The sequence below is a fragment of the Lysobacter sp. genome, from assembly GCF_035655815.1.
In the GTDB taxonomy this organism is placed as follows: domain Bacteria; phylum Pseudomonadota; class Gammaproteobacteria; order Xanthomonadales; family Xanthomonadaceae; genus Lysobacter_J.
In genome coordinates this window covers 65,932-84,633 of the sequence record NZ_DASRTS010000001.1, presented here as the reverse complement: position 1 = coordinate 84,633, position 18,702 = coordinate 65,932, and the positions used below count along the sequence as shown (strand labels likewise).

10 protein-coding genes are annotated in these 18,702 nt (G+C 70.1%); 6 read left to right on the top strand and 4 right to left on the bottom strand.

All coding sequences use genetic code 11. The features are described 5' to 3' along the window. Nucleotides 1-9: 9 nt before the first annotated feature. From VFE83_RS00360 to VFE83_RS00340, 5 genes are all read left to right on the top strand, one after another. Nucleotides 10-417: an arsenate reductase ArsC gene (locus tag VFE83_RS00360; protein WP_324902878.1), complete on the top strand. Its 408-nt coding sequence runs from the start codon at nucleotides 10-12 to the stop codon at nucleotides 415-417. Beyond that, nucleotides 414-1,109: an MIP/aquaporin family protein gene (locus VFE83_RS00355; protein WP_324902877.1), complete on the top strand. Its 696-nt coding sequence runs from the start codon at nucleotides 414-416 to the stop codon at nucleotides 1,107-1,109. The genes VFE83_RS00360 and VFE83_RS00355 overlap by 4 nt, the downstream gene beginning before the upstream one ends. 8 nt (nucleotides 1,110-1,117) lie before the next feature. Further along, nucleotides 1,118-1,549: an arsenic resistance N-acetyltransferase ArsN2 gene (gene arsN2, locus VFE83_RS00350; protein ID WP_324902876.1), complete on the top strand. Its 432-nt coding sequence runs from the start codon at nucleotides 1,118-1,120 to the stop codon at nucleotides 1,547-1,549. A 111-nt stretch (nucleotides 1,550-1,660) separates the two neighbouring features. Then, the gene (locus VFE83_RS00345; RefSeq protein WP_324902875.1) at nucleotides 1,661-2,416 is read left to right on the top strand and encodes a response regulator transcription factor; all 756 of its coding nucleotides are present in this window, start codon (nucleotides 1,661-1,663) and stop codon (nucleotides 2,414-2,416) included. Next, nucleotides 2,413-4,389 (top strand): PAS domain S-box protein, encoded by a 1,977-nt coding sequence (locus VFE83_RS00340; RefSeq protein ID WP_324902874.1) that lies wholly within the window; start codon nucleotides 2,413-2,415, stop codon nucleotides 4,387-4,389. Before VFE83_RS00345 ends, VFE83_RS00340 begins: the two co-directional genes overlap by 4 nt. On the opposite strand, the gene VFE83_RS00335 is transcribed toward VFE83_RS00340, so the two are convergent. Further along, nucleotides 4,372-5,070, bottom strand: a complete 699-nt coding sequence (locus VFE83_RS00335; RefSeq protein ID WP_324902872.1) for a Crp/Fnr family transcriptional regulator — start codon at nucleotides 5,068-5,070, stop codon at nucleotides 4,372-4,374. The genes VFE83_RS00340 and VFE83_RS00335 overlap by 18 nt on opposite strands. 169 nt (nucleotides 5,071-5,239) lie before the next feature. Between VFE83_RS00335 and VFE83_RS00330 the strand changes: the two genes are divergently transcribed. Further along, nucleotides 5,240-6,130 carry a ribonucleotide reductase N-terminal alpha domain-containing protein gene (locus tag VFE83_RS00330; protein WP_324902871.1) on the top strand — a complete coding sequence of 297 codons (891 nt, stop codon included), beginning with the start codon at nucleotides 5,240-5,242 and terminating at the stop codon, nucleotides 6,128-6,130. 252 nt (nucleotides 6,131-6,382) lie between these two features. Here the strand turns inward: VFE83_RS00330 and VFE83_RS00325 are convergent, their stop codons facing one another. Genes VFE83_RS00325 through VFE83_RS00315 form a run of 3 tightly spaced genes read right to left on the bottom strand, consistent with a single transcriptional unit; the run spans nucleotide 6,383 to nucleotide 18,409 of the window. Further along, nucleotides 6,383-7,378, bottom strand: a complete 996-nt coding sequence (locus VFE83_RS00325; protein ID WP_324902870.1) for an OmpA family protein — start codon at nucleotides 7,376-7,378, stop codon at nucleotides 6,383-6,385. Nucleotides 7,379-7,388: 10 nt separating this feature from the next. Beyond that, complete coding sequence (locus tag VFE83_RS00320; protein ID WP_324902869.1) at nucleotides 7,389-10,778, bottom strand: hypothetical protein; 3,390 nt, start codon at nucleotides 10,776-10,778, stop codon at nucleotides 7,389-7,391. Next, entirely contained in the window at nucleotides 10,775-18,409 is a 7,635-nt protein-coding gene (locus VFE83_RS00315) for an SdrD B-like domain-containing protein (protein WP_324902868.1), read from the bottom strand. The genes VFE83_RS00320 and VFE83_RS00315 overlap by 4 nt, the downstream gene beginning before the upstream one ends. Nucleotides 18,410-18,702 lie beyond the last annotated feature (293 nt).

Sequence of the window (18,702 nt, the reverse complement as noted above, 5' to 3'; positions counted from 1 at the left end):
ATCCGACCGATGCCCCCTGCCCGCACGCGCGTTCTGTTCGTCTGCGTCGAGAACGCCAACCGCAGCCAGATGGCCGAGGCGTTCGCGCGCCTGCACGGCGGCGACGGCGTCGAAGCCGTGAGTGCGGGCTCGCGCCCGTCCGGCGTGATCAATCCCAGGGCCGTCCGCTTCATGGAGGAAGTCGGCTACGACCTGACCGCGCACGCATCGAAATCGCTGGACCAGATCGAAGGCGAATTCGATGCGGTGATCACCATGGGTTGCGGCGACGACTGCCCGTGGGTGCCGGCGCGACGGCGCGAGGACTGGGCGTTGCCCGACCCGAAGCACATGGATGACGAGCAGTACCGCGCCGTGCGCGACGAGATCTCCGCGCGCGTGCGGGCGCTGCTGGCCGATCTGGCGCGCACTGCATGACGCTGGCGCGGCGACTGCTGGCCGAGTTCGTCGGCACCGCGATGCTGCTGGCCGTGGTGGTCGGCTCCGGCATCATGGCCAGCCGCCTGTCGCAGGGGAACGACGGCGTCGCGCTGCTTGCCAACGCCGCGGCCACCGCGGGCGGCCTGTACATGCTCATCAGCGTGTTCGGGCCGATCTCCGGCGCGCACTTCAATCCGGCGGTGACGCTCGCCTTCCTCCTGAAGCGGCAGATGCCGGGCAATGCGGCGCTGGCGTACATCGCGATGCAGGTGTGCGGCGCCATCGCCGGTACCTTGCTTGCGCACGCGATGTTCGACCTGCCGCTGCTGCAGCCCGGCACGCATGCGCGCACCGGCGGCGCGCAGTGGCTCAGCGAAGCGGTCGCGACGTACGGCCTGCTGCTGACGGTGCTGCTGGGCGTGCGGCATCGCCCGGCGATGGTGCCGGCGCTGGTCGCGGCCTACATCTTCGCCGCGTACTGGTTCACGGCCAGCACGTCGTTCGCCAATCCCGCGGTGACGCTGGCGCGCTCGCTGACGCAGACGTTCGCTGGCATTCGCCCGGCAGACGTCGGCGGCTTCGTGGTGTCCCAGCTCGCGGGCACGTTGCTGGCGCTGGTCACGGCCGCGTGGCTGCACCCGGCACGTGAACCGGCGCAAACCTCACCCACGCCCGCCCCGACACCGTAGGACGCCACATGCTGCGTACCGCCGATCCATCCGACCTCGACGCCATCGCCGCCCTGCTCACCGGCGGCGCACTGCCCGTCGACGATCTGCGCATTTCGTCCATCGGCTTCCTCGTCGCCGAAGACGCGGGCACGATCGTCGGCGTCGTGGGCCTGGAGACCTTCGACGAAGCCGGCCTGTTGCGCTCGCTCGCGGTCGCGCCCGCCCAACGCGGGCAAGGCCTCGGCGGAGAACTGGTCGAGGCCCTGGAGCGCGATGCATGCGACCGCGGCCTGCGTCAGCTGGTGCTGTTGACCCAGACCGCCGAGCGCTTCTTCGCGCAGCGCGGATATCGCGTCATCGCGCGCGCAGACGCGCCAGCGGCGATCCAGGGCAGCGCGGAGTTCCGCTCGATCTGCCCGGCTTCGGCGGTGTGCATGGTCAAGGCGTTGCGCGACTGACACCCCTGAACGCATGGTCGAACGCCACGTTCGTCACGAGTCGACCCGCATGTGCACGCTTTCGCCCTGGCGATATGCATAGAATCGGTCTGTCTCTCCCGCGTGATGCCCATGATCGATCCAGCCCCGGGCGCCGCTCCGTCCCGTGCAGCCGCACCGCATGTCGTGGTGGTCGATGACGACCCGGAAATCGGCCTGCTCCTGTCGCGATACCTGTCCGGCCAGGGCCTGCGCGTCAGCGTGGCCGACAGTGGCGCGGGCCTGCGCGACACGATGCGGGGACAGGCGGTCGACGTGGTGCTGCTGGACCTGGGCCTGCCGGACGAGGACGGCCTGAGCCTGATGCGCTGGTTGCGCGGCCACTGGCACGGCCCGGTGATCATCATCAGCGGCCGCGGCGAATCGGTGGAGCGCGTGGTCGGCCTGGAACTGGGCGCTGACGATTACGTCACCAAGCCTTTCGACCTGCGCGAGCTGCTGGCGCGCATCCGCTCGGTGCTGCGCCGCGCGCAGCGGGCGCCCGTCGCGGCCCCGTCGGCACCGATCGGTTTCGAATTCGATGGGATGCGGCTGGATCCGCAGGCGCGCCGGCTGACGCGTGCCGACGGCAGCGACGTGGCGCTGACCGCGGGCGAATTCGACCTGCTGCTGGCAATGGTCGAGCGGCCCAACCAGGTGCTCAGCCGCGACCGCCTGATGAACGCCGTGCACGGCCGCGATGCCGGTCCGTACGACCGCTCCATCGACGTGCAGGTCGGCAGGTTACGCCGCAAGCTGGAAGACGACCCCGCCAGTCCCAAGCTGATCAAGTCCGTGCGCGGATCCGGCTACTTCTTCGCCGCGACGGTGCGCGGGAGTCGCGCATGAACATGGACCTCAAGTGGCTCGAAGCCGTGCCGGATGCACTGGTGGTGGTCGACGAGCACGGCCGCATCGCGGCGGCCAACCGGCAGGCCGAGCAGTTGTTCGGCTATGCACCCGGCGAGCTGTCGGGTCTGCCGGTGGAATCGCTGATGCCGGAAGGCGCGCGCGAGCGCCACCACGCGCATCGCCACGGCTACATGGCCGCCTCGCGCGTGCGCCCGATGGGCGGCAGCGGCATGGCGCTGGTCGGGCAGCGTCGCGACGGACAGCAGTTTCCGGTGGAGATTGCGCTGAGCCCTCTGGAAACGGGGGCCGGCCTGCGCTACCTGGCCTCGGTGCGCGACATTTCCGAAACCCAGCGCGCGCGCCAGGCGCTGGTGCGCGCGCGTTACGACGCGCTCGTCGCACGCGTCGGCCAGCTCGCGCTGGAGTCCACCGCCGCCGATACGGTCGTCGCCGGCCTGCCGGCGCTGCTGGTGGATGCGCTGGGCATCGACGCGGCGGTCATCGTGTTCCTGCGCGATGACACGCTGGACGTGCACGCACAGCAGGGTTTCGACACCGCCGCCTTCGACGACGAGGCGCGGCAGCGCACCGCTGCGGACATCGCGCGCGGGCAGACGTCGGTCGTTGAGGACGCCGCGCATGACGAGCGCCATCGTCTGGTCTTCCCGGCCCGGCATGGCAGCAGCGCGATCGTGCCGCTGTCGGGCGGCGACCGGCCGATCGGCGCGCTGATGGCCTGGGCGGGGGAGCCGCGCCGCTTCGATCACGACGCGCTGCACCTGCTGCAGTCCAGCGCCAACCTGCTGGCCGCGCTGCTGCAGCGCCGCCGCACCGAGGAACAGCTTGCGCACGCGCAGCGCCTGGACGCGATCGGCCAGCTCACCGGCGGCATCGCGCACGACTTCAACAACCTGCTCACGGTGATGTCCGGCAGCCTGCAGCTGCTGGAGATGGAAGTGGGCGACCGCCCCGAGGCGGCCGAACTCATCGCCAGCGCGTTGCGCTCGGCCGGACGCGGCGCCGAGCTGACGTCGAAGCTGCTGGCCTTCGCGCGCCGGCAGAAGCTCAGCCCCAGCGCGGTCTCGCCGCCGCAGCTGCTGCGCGACCTGGAACTGATGCTGCGACGCACGCTGGGCGAGTCGGTGCACCTGCACGTGCAGTGCCCGGAGGACATCGCCGCGGTGTACGCCGACGCCTCGCAGCTGGATGCGGCGCTGGTGAACCTGTCGCTCAACGCACGTGATGCGATGCCGCGCGGCGGCGACATCACCATCTCGGTGAGCGAGCGGCGCCATTACGACCCACAACCCGACCGGCGCGACCAGCCCGATCGCTACATCGTGTTCACCGTCACCGACACCGGCCTGGGCATGACGCCCGAAACGCTGGCGCGCGCGGTGGAACCGTTCTTCACCACCAAGGGCGCCGGACGCGGCAGCGGCCTGGGGCTGAGCATGGTGTACGGCTTCGTCGAGCAGAGCGGCGGTCACTTCCACATCGACAGCCGGCTGGGCTACGGCACGCGCGTGGAGCTGTGGCTGCCGGCCGCGCGCAGCGCGCAGGGCGCGGGCGGCATCCGGGCGGACGGCGCGATGAACGGCGCCGGCGAACGCGTGCTGGTGGTGGAGGACGAGGACGAGGTACGCGCGATCGCGGCGATGTTCCTGCGCTCACTCGGCTATCAGGTGGTCGCGGTCGGCAATGCGGCGCAAGCGCTGGAGCAGCTGCGCCAGGATGCCTCCATCGCCGTGCTCTTCAGCGACGTGATGCTGGGGCCGGGCATGAACGGCCGCGAGCTGGCCAATGCCGCGCGCGAACTGCGGCCGGAGCTGCCGGTGCTGCTGACTTCCGGCTACGAGGACGCGCCGGACGACGGGCGCCATGAACTGCTGCGCAAACCCTATCGCCGCGAGGACCTCGCCGCGGCACTGCATCGCAACCTGCGCGGGCGCTCAGCAGGCGACCAGTGAGCGCAGTCCCACCGCGTCGCGGATGACGATGCGGCTGCGGTTCACCTCGATCAGCCCCCGCGCCTGCATGCGCGACAGCACGCGGGCGATGGTCTCCAGTTGCAGCGAGAGGAAGTTGCCCAGCTCCGCGCGGGTCATGTGCAGCTTCAGATGGCTGGCATCGAAGCCCAGCGAACCCAGGCGCGCAGCGAAGTCCAGCAGGAAGGTACCCACGCGCTGTTCGGCGGAGAGCGAGCCCAGTGCCAGCATCCAGCCCCAGTCGCGGCGGATCTCGGCGGCCAGCAATCGCGTGAGCCGCTCCTGGAAGTGCGGTGCGCGCAGTTCTTCCATCGGCACTTCCCACACTTCACCCGCGTCCAGCGCCAGCGCGTCGCAGGCGTGGGTGGGCATGTCCAGCGCCTCGATGCCCAGCAGGTCGCCGCGCATGCGGAAGCCGGTGATCTTCTCGCGGCCGTCGCTGCTGGTGATGCTGGTCTTGAAGCAGCCGGCATGGATCAGGTACAGCGAATGGCGCGGCTGACCATGCAGGAACAGGAACTGCCGGGCCTTCAGTCGGCGCCGCTGCATCGGCAGCCCGCGCATCAGTGCTTCCATGTCCAGCGCCCGCTCGGCGCCGGTGCCCGTGCACAGGCCCGGCATCGGCACCGGTGCGGTCTGTACGGCCAGCGATTCCATGTACATGCGTGTGTTTCCCCGTTCGATGCGCAAAGGCTAGTCAGGCTTCGAAACAGGGCGATGTATCGACTGTAACGGTGTGTAACGGCCGGTAAGCGAAGGCGAAAGGGAGCGGCGCACTTGACCCGGGTCAACATGCCCCCGCGGCGCGGACCGGAGAGTGGCCCGGTTTCCAATGGGCGCTCCGTTCGTGGCACCGACCCGCTTCACCCATCCCATCGCCGTCGAGACCTGGGACGCCTGGTTCCGCTGGCGCGATGGGGACACGCTGCGGGACCGCACCATCAACGACACCTGGCAGCGCGTGGCCCGCTGCGTCGCGCGCGCCGAGGGTCCGCATGCATCGGTGTGGGCGAACCGTTTCTGCGACGCTTTCAGCCAGTGGCGCCTGCTGCCGGGCGAACGCCTGCTGCGTCATGCCGGAACCAGCCACGCTGCGGTGCGTCCGCGCGCGCCGGGGGCGGTGCTCAACGTCGGCGCCTTCGTCACCACGCCCATCGGCGAGGAGGCGCGCTTCGAGTACGCGCGATTCATGGAAGCTGCTGCGCTCGCCGTGCGCCTGCTCGACGATGCGGTGGCCTCGTGCGACTTCGTGGCGAAGGACGACGGCCTGCGCATCGGCATGATCGGCCTGGGCGATGCACTGGCGGCGCTGGGCCCGCGGTATGGCTCGGAATCGGCGCGGCATACCGCGCAGGTGGTGGCCCGGGCCCTGGCCGAAGGCTGCCTGCTGGGCAGCGTCGAACTGGCCAGCGAGCGCGGGGCATCGCGCATTCCGCCGCGCGACGAAATGCTCGAACACTGGCGCCGGCAGGGCATGTCGCCGTGGCTGCTCGAACGCGCCGCGCGCGTGGGCGTCCGGCACGAACGCGTCTGCACGATCGGACGTCATCCGCTACTCGCCCGCCTGGCGAACGGCGTCAGCGACGGCATCGACGCGGCGCCCTCCGAGCGCGATGAAAACCACCGTGTGCAGCGTGATGCGCTGCTTGCCGCCATCCAGCCGTGGATCGACCGCACGGCTTCACCAACCGAAGCCCGAGCCGCCTGCGCGATCACGTCGTAGTCCTGGCGCGGCGACAGGGCGCCATCGGTTCGCTCGCCGGGCGATCCGGATGCAGCTGCAGGCAGCAGTTGCCGTTCAAGGCATCCCGGTCAGGCGCTGGCGAGCGATGCGCAGCTCGGCCACCTCGTTGCCCCACTCCAACCCGCTCGGGCCCGCACTCGTGCGGTTGCCGGTGGGAGAGGGGCTTGAACGTGCGGGCGCCGGGCCGTACCCGGCAACCCGCCCGGTGTCATCGCCGGACCGTCGCGTGACTCACCGCGTGGCGGCGATCCGCACTTCCACGCGGCGGTTCGGCAGCAGGCATTCGTGCAGCGCGGCGCGGTCGCGGATGCCGTCGCACGACTGCACCTGTTCGGTGTCGCCGCGGTATTCGTAACCGACCAGCGACGCGTCGATGCCCTGCTCCACCAGATAGGCCTTTACCGTTTCCGCGCGGTCGCGCGACAGCGCCTGGTTGTAGTCGTAGCCGCGTCCCTGCATGCGGTCGGCGTGGCCCACCAGCTGGATCGCGGTGATGGTGAGGCCTTCTTCGCGCACGCGCTGCAGCGCGCGGTCGACGGTCGCCAGCGAGTGCGCGCGGATGTCGGCGCGACCACGGCGGTCGAACTCGAACAGCACGTTACCCACCAGCGTCACCGGTCCGGGCGCCACACCGGTCGGCGTGCCGCACGTGCGTGCCATCGCCTCGGCATCGGCCACCATGTCCTCGGCGATCTGGATGTACGGCTTGGCGTGGCGCCACTGCTGCTGGTTGAACTCGTTGCCCGCGTGCACCAGTTCGACCTCACCGCAGGCCACCGCCTGCTGTGCGCAGACGAAACCCGGTGTGCCGTGGATCGCGCCCAGGCGTTTCCACAGGTCCTCGCGCAGGCGCGCGGCGCCATTGACCAGCGGCGTTTCGGTGGAGATCGGCGAGACATCGTTCTCCATCGCGACGATGAGCTTTTCCGACTCCCCCAGCGCGGCCTGCGGGAAGTCGCTGCGGTCGTTGCGCGTGTACTCGTGGAACGACACGTCCAGCCAGCACTGCGCCTTGGACAGGAAGTAGTCGCGCACCGGGCGGCCGCGGTCGTTGAGCGCCTGGATGCGGTCCTGCGTGGCCTGATAGGTGTGGTTGTCGCGGTAGATCGACTCGTCGGTGATGCGCTGCGCCTGCGGCGTGAGCGTCGCGGGCGCGGCGTGCGCGATGGCAACGCCCAGCGACAGCGCCAGCGTGGCCACGGTGATTGCGGTGATGTGCTTGTTCATGGCCATGCCCTCAGTACTTGGGTTCGCGGTAGCGGCGGTCTTCGCGGCGGAACAGGTCCTCGTCGAACTTGAACCGCAGGCGCAGGAAGAGGCCTTCCTGGGTGTACTCGTAGCCGCTCAGGTCGTCGTCGCCGCGGAAGCCGGTCCAGTTGTAGCCGGCCGACAGCCACAGGTTCTGGCGCAGCAGGCGCCCGACCTCGAAGCCGGCCGCGTACTGGTTGGCGCCGTCCTGGCCGCGGAAGGACGCGCCGAGCACGCCGACGTCCCACTTCTCGGTGATGTCGTACACCGCGCGGCCGGACACCAGCACGCCGCGGAAGCGGCTTTCGACGCTGTTGCCGTCGGCGTAGACGAACTGGTCCTCCTGCCACTTGGCGGCGACGCGGCCGGTGAACCACCACGGACGCGACGGATGCCAGTCGGCGTGCGTGGACACGATGTGCGCGCGTACGCGCACGTCCTGTCCGCCGTCGCCGGCGGTCGGGCTGGCGGCGACCATGCCGCTCTCGTCCTTCTCCAGCTTGTACTCGTAGCGGGCCAGTGCGTTGACGCGGTTGGTGTCGGTGTCGCGGTAGGCCACGCCGATCTGGAAGCGGTCCTGCAGCACGTCGCCACGCGCCGTGTAGTCGGTGCGCAGCAGGTAGTTGCGCGCCAGCAGCGTCCAGTCGCGGTTGAGCTTGCGTGCGGCCATCACCTGCAGCAGCGTGGTGTCGAAGCGCTCGTCGGTCTCGGTCTCGCGCACGTCGCCGGAGATGCGGTGCTCCACGCGTACCGCGCCACGCCACAGCGGGTTGGCGCTGTAATCCAGTGCGAACGCCAGACCCGTCGCATCGCCGCTCTGTCCGTCGTACACCTTCACGTGTTCGGCGGAGCTGCTCAGGCGCAGGCCTTCGCGGATGTCCCACTGGTTGCGGATGCCCGACGCGGCCTGCAGGTCGCGGCCGGCGGCGGCGTCGCGCATGCGGTACTCGGTGAACGCCTGCGTGTCGCGCAGGTAGCTGCTGTCCACGCCGAGCACCAGCGCATCGCTTTCGCCGTGCGCCTGCGTGATGCCGTACTCGCTGGTCAGGCCGGTCTGCTTCTCGTAGCGGCCGTACAGGCGGGTGCGTTCGCGGAACTGGTAGTCGGCGCCGAGCGCGAAGCGGTTGCGGTCCTCGCCGCGCACGTCCTGCTCGGCCTCGCCGCCGATGACGACCCGGTCGGTGAGCTTGTAGCCCAGGCCCAGGCGCACGGTGTCGGACGACAGCTCGGTGCCGATCGGCAGGTCGCTGGTCGGCACGGTGCCGTTGCTGCGGATGATCGGCAGGCCGCTGAGCGGATCCAGCGGCTGCTGGCCATAGCCGAGCGCACCGCCGGCCGCGCCGGTGGCGTAGCCGCCGCTCAGTCCGCCGGTGTCGCCGAACGGCGCGAGGCTGGACCACGTCGAATACGCGCCGACGGTTTCGCGGATGGCGCGATAGCCGCCGTCCAGCGTCAGACGGTCGGTCGCCTTGTAGCGCACGCCCGCGCCCGCCGCGTCGCGCTCGCCGCCGTCGGGATTACGGTCCTCGCTGCGCAGCGCTTCGACATACAGCTCGGTGCGGTCGCCCACACGCCAGTTGGCTTCGGCGTTGTACTCGCCGCGGCCGCCGTAAAGCGGTGAGGCGGCATTGTTGAACGCCGGATCGGTCTGCGCGCCGAAGATGCGCGCGTCGAACCGCTCGCCCGCGTGCGCGAACTCCACCCGGTACGCGTCGCCTTCCACTTCACCGCTCAGATCCTGCAGGGCGGGCGTGCCGTACTGGTTGATCGGGTTGGTGTTGACCTCGCTGCGCGTGCGCGCGGCTTCCAGCGCCAGGTAGGTGTTCTTGCCCAGACGGACGCCGACGTTGGCGCTGCCCATCTCGAACGACGCGAACGGGTTACGGTCGTCGACGTAACTGCCGCCGATCTCGAAGCGCTCGTTGATGCGGAACTGACCGTCGGCGCCCACGACCCAGAACTTCTCCGTGCCCTGGTCCAGCTCGTAGGTCACGCGCAGCGAGACCGGGTTGAGCTCGCTGTCGAAGGCAGGCAGGAACTGGTTGAGCAGGATGCGGCCGGAGAACGGCTCGAAGCTGTAGTCCACCAGCCGGCCCAGCGGACGCACCGAGACGATGCGCGAGGGCTGGTTGCGGTCGCGCACGATCACTTCGACGCGCTCGCTGCCTTCCAGCACGGCGTTGTTCTTCAACCCGTACGGGCCGCTGCCCTGGCTGGGGAACTCCTCGATGACCTGGCGCAACGAGTCCTCGATCGCGAACAGGTTGGTGCGGACGCGATCGTTCTCGTAATGCCAGCCTAGGCCGGTCGCGGTGCGGTTGTACACGCCCAGGCTGCGCTGCGGGATGGCCTGGCCGCGGCCGATGGCGCCACTGGACGCGGCAAGGCTGTCGCCGGTCTGGAAGTCGCCGTACAGCAGGTAGCTGCGCTTGTTGTCGATGCGCACGTACAGGCGCTCCGCCGAACGCGCGTCGAAGCCGCGCAGCGACGAGTCGCCGTACACCGGGTAGAACTCCTCCGGCTGGATGTCGCGCAGCAGGCGGCCGCGCACTTCCTTGTCGGAGTCGTACGCGGCGGTCAGCAGGTACTCGCCCTTGATGCGGCCCTTGACGAAGAACGCGGTGCGCGCGGCGGCGTTGGCCTTGCCGTTGTTGAACTGCTTCTCCCAGCGGCGGATGTCGCGTTCGAAGCCGTCGTCGCTGCGCACCGGATCGATGACGCTGTTGCGGTCGCGCCGGAAGTTGATGATGCCTTCGATCAGGCCGGTGGCGATCATCTCGCGCATTTCCGGCAGGAAGCTCACCACGCCCTCGGCGGTCTCGTCGCCCGCGGTAATGCGCAGCAGCACGTCCTGCGGATCGTGCGGCGCGAGCAGGTCGAACTCGGCCATGCCGTCGACCACACGCAGTTGCACGCCCGGCGTGGCGCGGTCGGCGTCCAGGTGCGCGGGACCGAGTTCGTCGGTACGCGCACCCGGCAGCTTCACGCGACCGCCCGAATGCTCGATCGTGGCGAAGCTTTCGCCACGCAGCGTCTCACCGTCGGCACCGCGCACGCGCACGGTTACGTGCACGGGCGACTGGCCGTCGGCGGGCACGCCGTCACGGTCGAGTTCGACCTCGACCAGCGCGGCCTGCGCATTCACCGCGTAATCCACGTCACCCGATGCGACCGGCGTGACGCGCGGGCCGGCGTCCAGCGCCTGCGGCGTACGCGGGTACAGCGGTTCGGCCTCGCCCAGCACCGGCGTGAAGCGGCCCGGCTGTCCCACCGTCTGCGCGAACGCAGGCAGCGTCAGCAATGCGCAGGCCAGCGTGGTCATGCGCAGCGCGGGGGTCCGCTTGCCCGTCGCGGGCACGTTCTTGCGTGCGCGGCTCATGGCTGCACCTCCGTGTTGCCTGCGTCAGGGCCGGGTTGCGGTTCTCCTGCCGAAGTCGGCCTGGGTTCGACGATGCGCGGCTGCTGGTTGGACGAGTCGGTGCCCTGGCGCGGCCAGCGCGGCGACTTGCTGTCGAAGCGCAACGGCTTCTGTCCGGCTTCGGTTTCCGGCGCGCGCACCTCGCCCTGCGTGCGGCGTGCCTTGACCTGTTCCAGCACCGGGTTGGAGCAGCTGCCCTCGATGAAGTCGGCGCGATGCAGCTCGCCGTTCTTGAGGTCGATGAAGAGGCTGTCCGCGTCGCCCAGGTTGCGGTTGCTGCTGGTGGTCAGGCGCGAGCCGACGGGCAGCGTGGACGCATCGACCTTCAGCGTGTGGCTCTTCGGCGGCAGGCCGCAGTAGCTGTACTTGCCCTCCGAGTCGCTCACCATCCAGGTGCCGTCCTCGAAGTACATGCGCACGCCCGGCACGCCCAGTTCCTCGCGGTCCTGCACGTGGTTGTTGTTGCAGTCGACGAAGACCTTGCCGAGGACGCAGCCTTCCTCGGTGAACACGCCGCCGGTGACGCGCACGCGGTACTCGGCACGGTTGGAGGCGATGGCGCCGGCGCGCGGCTGGAGGCTGGCCGGCTCGATGCAGCCGCCGGCGATGGTGCAGCCGAAGGCCTGCGCGCGGTTGATGCCGTCGCCCTGCTGGCTGCCGACGCCCACGCGGACGCGGTAGGTCAGCACGATCTGCTCGCCGATGCGGATCGAACCGGTCTGGAACGACAGCACTGGGCCCGGCTTGCCGAGCGGATCGGCGATCGCCGCTGCGTTGGCACGCGCGGTGCCGTCGATGTAGGTGAAGCCCGGCGGCAGGCGGTCGAGCACGTTCACCGACGCCAGCGCGTTGCCCGCGGTCTGGCGGATGGTGATGGTGTAGAGCAGCGTGTCGCCGACCTCGACCGTCTGGCGGTCGCCGGTCTTGCTGATCACCAGGCCCGGCGCGACGGCGGGATCCAGCGGGATGTGGTTGTGGATGATGCCGGCCGTGCCGGAACCGCTCACCACCGTGAGGAAGTAGCGCGTGGCTTCGCCCACCGCGCCGGACGGCGGAGTGGACTGCGGCTGCACGGCGTAGGTGGTGCCGGCCGCGCCCGGCGGCGTGAGCGTGCCGTTCTGCGGCACGATCATCTGCGACTGGAACGTGTAGCCCGCCGGCGGCGTGACCGTGAGGCGGAACTCGCAGCTGGCCGGTGCGGCCGGGCCGAACAGGAACTGGTAGAAGCCGTCGTTGCCGACCGTCATCGACACGCGGTTGCCATCGACGCGATAGCCACCGCCCGCGACGTTGAACAGCGACGTGTTCGGGTCGTAGCCCGGGCACACGCCGGCCGGTTCCAACGTCACCACCGAACCCGGCACCGGGTCGCGCGTGACCGCGTCGTAGACGACGCCGCTGGGATCGATCGGCAGGCTCTGCTGCGGCAGGTTCTCGCCGGAGACCAGCACGACCTCGAGCTGGCTGACGCCATTGCCGGTGTTGCGGCACGAGGACGCGTGATGGTTGGCGAGCGCACCAGCGGTGTCGCAGGCGGCAGCCGGGCCCGACGCGGTTTCGCCGCTCACGGGGAAGCCCCACAGCGCACCGGAATCCGGATCGCGGAAGCGCACGTTCCACTGCACGCCCGGAACCAGGTCCGGCACGCGGTAGCTGCCGTCGGCGGCGGTCGTCGTGGTGGCGACGACGCGACCCGTGGCCGGATCGACCACTTCGACCACCCAGCCCTGCAGACGGCGGTCTCCGCCATCGAGCAGCACGTCGTCGCTGCCGATGTCGAACCACACCGTGCCCGACAGCGACGCGGCGGCCTGCACCGGCGTCGGCAGGCGGCAGGCGTTCTGCGTGATCGCCGGATCGCACACCGGAAGGCCGGTGACGTCGCCGTCGAAGGCGCCCAGCTCGGCGGGCGTCGGCGCGTGCGTGTCGTCCTCGCCACCGCCGGCGACGAGCACGGCGTTGTGGATCGTGGTGCCGTTGGCCACCGCATCGGTGACGCGCACGCGGACCGCGATGGTGTCGGCGGAGGTCGCGCCTTCGGCGATCACCGCGCTGCTGTCGCAGCTGAAGCGGTCCGCGCCAGCGGCGCCGGTGCAGGTCCAGCCGTTGCCGTTCGGGACGTCGACCAGCACCACGCCGGCCGGCAACCGGTCGCGCACGGTATACACGCCGGCCGTCGGACTCGGGCCGATGTTGCGTACGGTGACGGTGTAGCCGCCTTCGTTGTTGACGGTGAAGCGCGCCGGGTTCGACGACTTGCTGACCACCAGGTCCGGCGAGTCGGCGATCTCGCCGAAGTTGTTGTCCTGCGAGGTCTGGCCCGGGCCCAGCGTGATGTTGGCGATACGCGAGACGGCTTCGGTCTGCGGCGTCGCCGTGCCGGTGGGCACGCCGTTGATGGTGCCCGCGACGGTCTTGCCCTGGTGCGTGTCGGCCGGCTGCGTCGGCTCGGTCAGCGTGTAGGTACCCGGGCGCAGGCTCGGGAAGCTGTAGTGGCCGGTCGCATCGGTGACGGTGGTCAGGCTCACCGGCTGGCCACGGTCGTCGGTACCGGTCAGCTCGATGGTCACGCCGGCGATGCCGGTCTCGGTACCCGCGATGACGCCGTCGTCGTCGTTGTCGTACCAGACGCGGCCGTTGATGGTCGCGCCCGGGATCTCGCCGAAGTTGTTGTCGGTGGACGCCTGGTTCACGCCCAGCGCGATGCCCGAGATCGCAGACGGCACGGTGGCCTCGTCGGTCGGCACGCCGCCGGTGGAACCGGCCAGCGTCACGCCGTTGAGCGTGTTCGCCGGCTGCGTCGGCTCGGTCACGATGTAGCTGCCCGGCAGCAGGCCGGTGAAGGCATAGGTGCCGTCCGGACCGGTCTGCACCTGACGGTCGACCGCGTCGCCGTTCTGGTCGGTGCCGGTGAGGCGCACGGTGACGCCTGCGATGCCGGTCTCGGTCGGATCGAGCAGGTCGTCGTTGTCCGCGTCCAGCCACACGCGTCCGGACAGCGAACTGCCGTTGGGTGCTTCGCCGAAGTTGAACTCGGTGCCGTTGGTGCCGGTGGACAGGTCGATCTGCGAGATGCGGTCGGTGGTGGCCGCATCCGGACCGCCCGGCGCGGCCACGCCGGTACCGGCAGTGCAGCCGGTGGCGCACGCCGCGGTGCCGATCAGGCCGGGGTTGATCGCGCTGGGACGGTTGACGAACTGCCCCGCCGGCAGCGGTTCGCGCAGCGTGTAGGTGATGCGCGGGTCCAGGTTGGTGAACTGGTAGAAGCCGTTGGCGTCGGTGGTCGCGGTGGCGACCAGCGCGCCGGTCGCCGCATCGAGCAGTTCGACCGTCGCGTTGGCGATGGCGCTGTCGGTGCCCGGATTGCGGACGTTGTTGAAGTTGTTGTCGACGTAGACGAAGCCCGACAGGCTGGGCGAACGCACTTCGGGGAAGTGGTAGCGCACGCCGTCGACGTCGGCGCCGACCTGCACGCCGGTGTACGACGAGTTGCCCGTCGACGTGGCGCCTGCCTGGTACGCGCCGCCCAGCGACGGTTCGCTGCCACCGGCCACCGGCGGATCGACCGGGCCGTTGTAGTAACTGGTCGGCTGCGTCTGGGTGATCGTGTAGCCGGTCGCATCCGACGGCGCGAGGTTGGCAAAGCTGTAGTCGCCGTTCGCGTCGGTCGTCGTGGTGCGGTTGACCGGATTGCCGTAGGCGTCGGTGCCGGTCAGCGTGATGGTGACGTTGGCCACGCGCGGCTCGGCCGCGGCGGCCTGCGGCGTGCCGCCGTTGGCGCCGGTGCGGTCGCGGTCCTCGAACACGGTGCCGGCCAGCGACGAGCTCGTCACGCCCAGCGGCACGGTGACGTTGTTGTTGCCCGTCACCGGATCGACCTGCTGGCTCTGCACCGACGCGCTGTTGTTGCTGGTGCCGCCGGCGGGCACGTTGTCCCAGCGCGCGGGCACGAGGATGCGCACGCGGCCGCGTTCGCCCGGGTCGAAGGTGACGTCGCCCAGGTTGCAGGTGACGACGTTGCCGGCACGCGTGCATTGGCCGTTGCCGTTGGGTTCCTGGCCGCCGGCGTTGACGCCGCGCTTCTCCCAGGTGATCGGTCCGGTCACCACCACGCCGTTGGGCAGCGTGTCGGTGACGACGGTGCCGGTGCCGTTGAGCGGGTTGGTGCCGCTGCGGTCGAGCGACAGGCTCGAGCCCGGGCCGTTGTTGACCGCCTCGATGACGTAGAAGAACGGCTGCAGGATCGACACCTGCGTGACCGGCGCCGGCAATGCGACGGCCGGATCGGCATCGGCGCTGAGCACCATCGTCTTGCTCACGGCCATGTCGGCGCGCGAACGGATGGTGGTGTTCTCGCTTTCGCTGTTGTTGCCGGGCTGCGTGTCGGCTTCGTCGGAGCTGGCGACGGCGACGTTGGAGATGGTGTCGCCCGTAGCACCCGGCGGCGTGTCGTAGCGGTAGCGCAGGTACACCGTGCTGGTCTGGCCGACGCCGACCACGCCGTTGACGTTGGTGCCGAAGCCGATGCCGGGCATCAGGCAGTCCAGTTCCAGCGGCGCGCCGGTGGTTGGATTGCTTCCCGAGACCACGCTGCAGCGGCTGGAGCCTTCGAGCGCGCCGCCTGCGGTCAGCGCGGTGCCCAGGAACGTCACGGTGCGCCCGGCCTGCGGCGTCATCGTGTCGCGGATGCGCACGTTGTTGGCCACCGAGGGGCCCTGGTTGCCCACCGTCACCCGATAGGTGACGACGTTGGCCGGCGGATTCGTCGGGTCGTAGCCGAGCGGGTCGACGCCGCCGCTGAAGCCGGTATCGATCTTGTTGGTGATCAGGTCGACCGCATTGGCCTGGAACGTCAGCGACGCGCTCTTCTCGTCGTCCGCCGCCGTGGCGACCATGTTGTAGTTGAATTCGCCGTTGCCGTCGGTGCCGCTGGACGCCGCGGTGAAGGAGAAGCCGGCGGTGTTGTCGAACTGGCGTCCGCTGCTGCCGCCGGGCTGGTTGTTCGGGCGGATGGTGAGGTTGAGGCTTTCGGCCGCGCCGTTGGCCAGGTTCAGCGACGGACAGGTCACCGCGACCGTGCCCGATGCGCCCGAGGTCGAGTACGAATTGCCGCCCGCGGCCGCCGCGACCGTAACTTCCGGACTCGCAGTGGCGACGCACGCGGTGCTGCCGCTGCCGCCGGTGGTGCGGCTGGCGCTGATCAGCACGAAGCCTGCGTCGCTGGCGGGCAGCGTGAAGACGTCGCGGAACACCACGCCCATCGCGGTGGACGGACCCTGGTTGTCGTAGTCGACGCGATAGACGCTGTTGACGCCTTCGCGGCCGACCGCGCCGCTGGTGATCGCCTTGGCGCGCGTGCGCACGTTGGCCACGCGCGGCACGCGCACCCAGTCGGAGTCGAAGTTGTTGGCGGTGTTGATCTCGCCCACCGCGCCGGCAATGGACGCATCGACGCCCACGCCTGCGGTGCCGCAATGGATGCCGCTGAGGGTGGTGCCGGCGCAGGCGGTCGACGGCTGCGTCGCGCTGTCGCGCAGTACGCCGGTGACGCGCACCGTCAGCACCGCCGACGCACCGGAGTTCAGCACGGTGTTGTTGGAGCGGCAGTCCACGCTGCCGTTGGTGGCGACGTTGCAGCTCCAGCCGGCCGGGCGGTCGACGGTGGCGGTGGTGCGGCCGTTGATATAGCCCGGGATCTGGTCGTTGACCACGATGCCGGCAGTCGCGTTGGGACCGTCGTTGAACACGGTCAGCGTGTAGTCCACGCCGGTGTAGCCGATGGGCAGCGTGTTGTCGGCATCGCCGTCGGCGTTGGTCGTCTTGGCGATGCGCAGGTCGGCGCGCTCGTCCGTGGTGCGCACGCCCGCGCCGGTGCAGTCGTTGCTGGTGTTGCCGTCGACGTTGATGCCGTTGCTGGTCAGCGGTTCGGCCGAGCCGCCACTGCCGCCGGTGCAGGCGTTGTTGGTGAGGGTGCCCGACACGCGCGCACGGGTGACCAGCGAGAGCGCCGGCGTGAGCGGATTGCCGGCGCCATCGGCCACGGCCAGCGGCAGCGATCCGGCATCGAGCGAACACACCACGACCTGCTGGGCCGGCGGCGGCGCGTAGGGTGATTGCGCCACGCACGACCACGGGCCGCCGGAGGACAGATATTCCTCGCCCGGCGCCAGCGTGTCGGCCACTTCCAGCTGCCCGGTCACCGGACGCGGGCCGCGGTTGCGCACGCGGATGGTCGAGGTCATGCGGCTGTCGGCGTCGCTGCCACTGCCGCCCCACGCCGCGACGATGCCAGGCGACTTGGTCTTGCTGGCCAGTTCGAGGTCGGCGCCGTCGGCGAGCACGGTGAAGCTGACGCTGCCGGTGTTGTTGGCCGGCACCGGATCGGCGGTGCTGCTGCTCACGGTCGCGGTGTTGGTCTGGTTGCCGCTGCTGCCCTGCCCGCTCGACGGCACCATCGCCTCGATGGTGAACGTGTCGGTGGCATTGACCGCGTAGTTGGTCGTGCGGCTGCAGGTGCGCGAGGTCTGGTCGGCCGACGTGGAGCACGTCCAGCCCGCGGGCTGGCTGCCGCCGGTGATCAGGAAACCGGCCGGCATGGTGTCGGTGAAGCTGACATTGGCGGCCGGACTCGGACCGCGGTTGAGCGTGGTCAGCGTGAAGGTGATCGGCTGGCCGGAGACCGCCGGCATCGGCGATGCGGTCTTGCTGATCTCCATGTCGGCGCCGGGCACGACCGACACGCCCACGTCGTCGGTGTTGTTGCCGACGATGGGATCGGTCACCGAGCCCGCGTTGACGGCCGCACTGTTGACGATCGTGCCGCTGGCGGCAGTCACGCGTGCGGTGAAGCTGTAGGTGGCCGTCGCGCCATTGGCGAGCGAACCGGCGTACGTGCCGTTGGCACCGTTGAACGTCCAGCCCGCACCGCTTGCCGGACCGACGAAGGTCACGCCCGACGGCAGCGTGTCGGCGACGCTGAAGCCGGAACTGGCGCTGGGGCCGTTGTTGCGTACGGCGATGGTGTACGTGACCAGCGAACCGGCGACGACCGGATCGGCGTTCGCGGTCTTGGTCAGCTGCAGATCGCCGGCCGTCGTCAGCGTGGTGGTCTGCGATTCCTTGTTGTTCGTCGTGTTGGTGTCGCTGATGAACGGCGCGCCGATGGACGGCACCTTCACCGATGCGGCGGGCGCGGCTCCGCTGCCGACCGCGCCATTGATGGCGATCGGTGCCACGGCCATGCCCTGCGTGCTCACCTGCAGCTGGAACTCGACCGGATCGCCGTTGGCGAGCGTGCCGACGACGTCGCCATGGCTGCACACCACGCGCGTCGCGTCGCCCGCATCCACCGAGCAGAACGCCGGCAGGTTCACCGCGACGCTGCCTGCAGGCAGGTCGAACACGCTGCGCACGTCGGTGGCCGTATCGCCGGCGTTGTTCTGCAGCGAAATGCTGTAGGTGACGATTCCGCCTGCCGGCGTCGGGTCGGAGCCCGAATCGGACAGGTCGGTCAGCTGAAGGTCGACGGCCGCGGCGAACGGCGACCACAGCGCCAGCAGTGCGGCGAGCGCGGTGGCGTGCGTGCGACGCATGCGATTGGGCGATGCATCGGCGGATGCATTCGCCGCGTCGCGTTTTTCGAGCGTGCACAACCTCTCCCCGCGCGCGAAGCGGCGGGCCGAACGGACCGAAGCCATGATGTCCCCCTGATTTTCGTCACCACGCCGGCGTCTTGCCGGCGCGTCGTGCAGCCCCGTCTGGTGCGATGCGGGCCGCCTGGGCGTCCGCTCCCTGCAAGGGGTGTGCCTCAGTCGCGATGCCGCGAGGCGATCACGCAGGGCACGGCCGATTCTCCGGCCACTACAGCGGGCGGCACTCTATCTGT

Coding starts and splice junctions, on each gene's coding strand:
- VFE83_RS00360 (WP_324902878.1), top strand. CDS start 10: ATGCCCCCTGCCCGCACGCGCGTTCTGTTCGTCTGCGTCGAGAACGCC.
- VFE83_RS00355 (WP_324902877.1), top strand. CDS start 414: ATGACGCTGGCGCGGCGACTGCTGGCCGAGTTCGTCGGCACCGCGATG.
- arsN2 (WP_324902876.1), top strand. CDS start 1,118: ATGCTGCGTACCGCCGATCCATCCGACCTCGACGCCATCGCCGCCCTG.
- VFE83_RS00345 (WP_324902875.1), top strand. CDS start 1,661: ATGATCGATCCAGCCCCGGGCGCCGCTCCGTCCCGTGCAGCCGCACCG.
- VFE83_RS00340 (WP_324902874.1), top strand. CDS start 2,413: ATGAACATGGACCTCAAGTGGCTCGAAGCCGTGCCGGATGCACTGGTG.
- VFE83_RS00335 (WP_324902872.1), bottom strand. CDS start 5,070: ATGTACATGGAATCGCTGGCCGTACAGACCGCACCGGTGCCGATGCCG.
- VFE83_RS00330 (WP_324902871.1), top strand. CDS start 5,240: ATGGGCGCTCCGTTCGTGGCACCGACCCGCTTCACCCATCCCATCGCC.
- VFE83_RS00325 (WP_324902870.1), bottom strand. CDS start 7,378: ATGAACAAGCACATCACCGCAATCACCGTGGCCACGCTGGCGCTGTCG.
- VFE83_RS00320 (WP_324902869.1), bottom strand. CDS start 10,778: ATGAGCCGCGCACGCAAGAACGTGCCCGCGACGGGCAAGCGGACCCCC.
- VFE83_RS00315 (WP_324902868.1), bottom strand. CDS start 18,409: ATGCGTCGCACGCACGCCACCGCGCTCGCCGCACTGCTGGCGCTGTGG.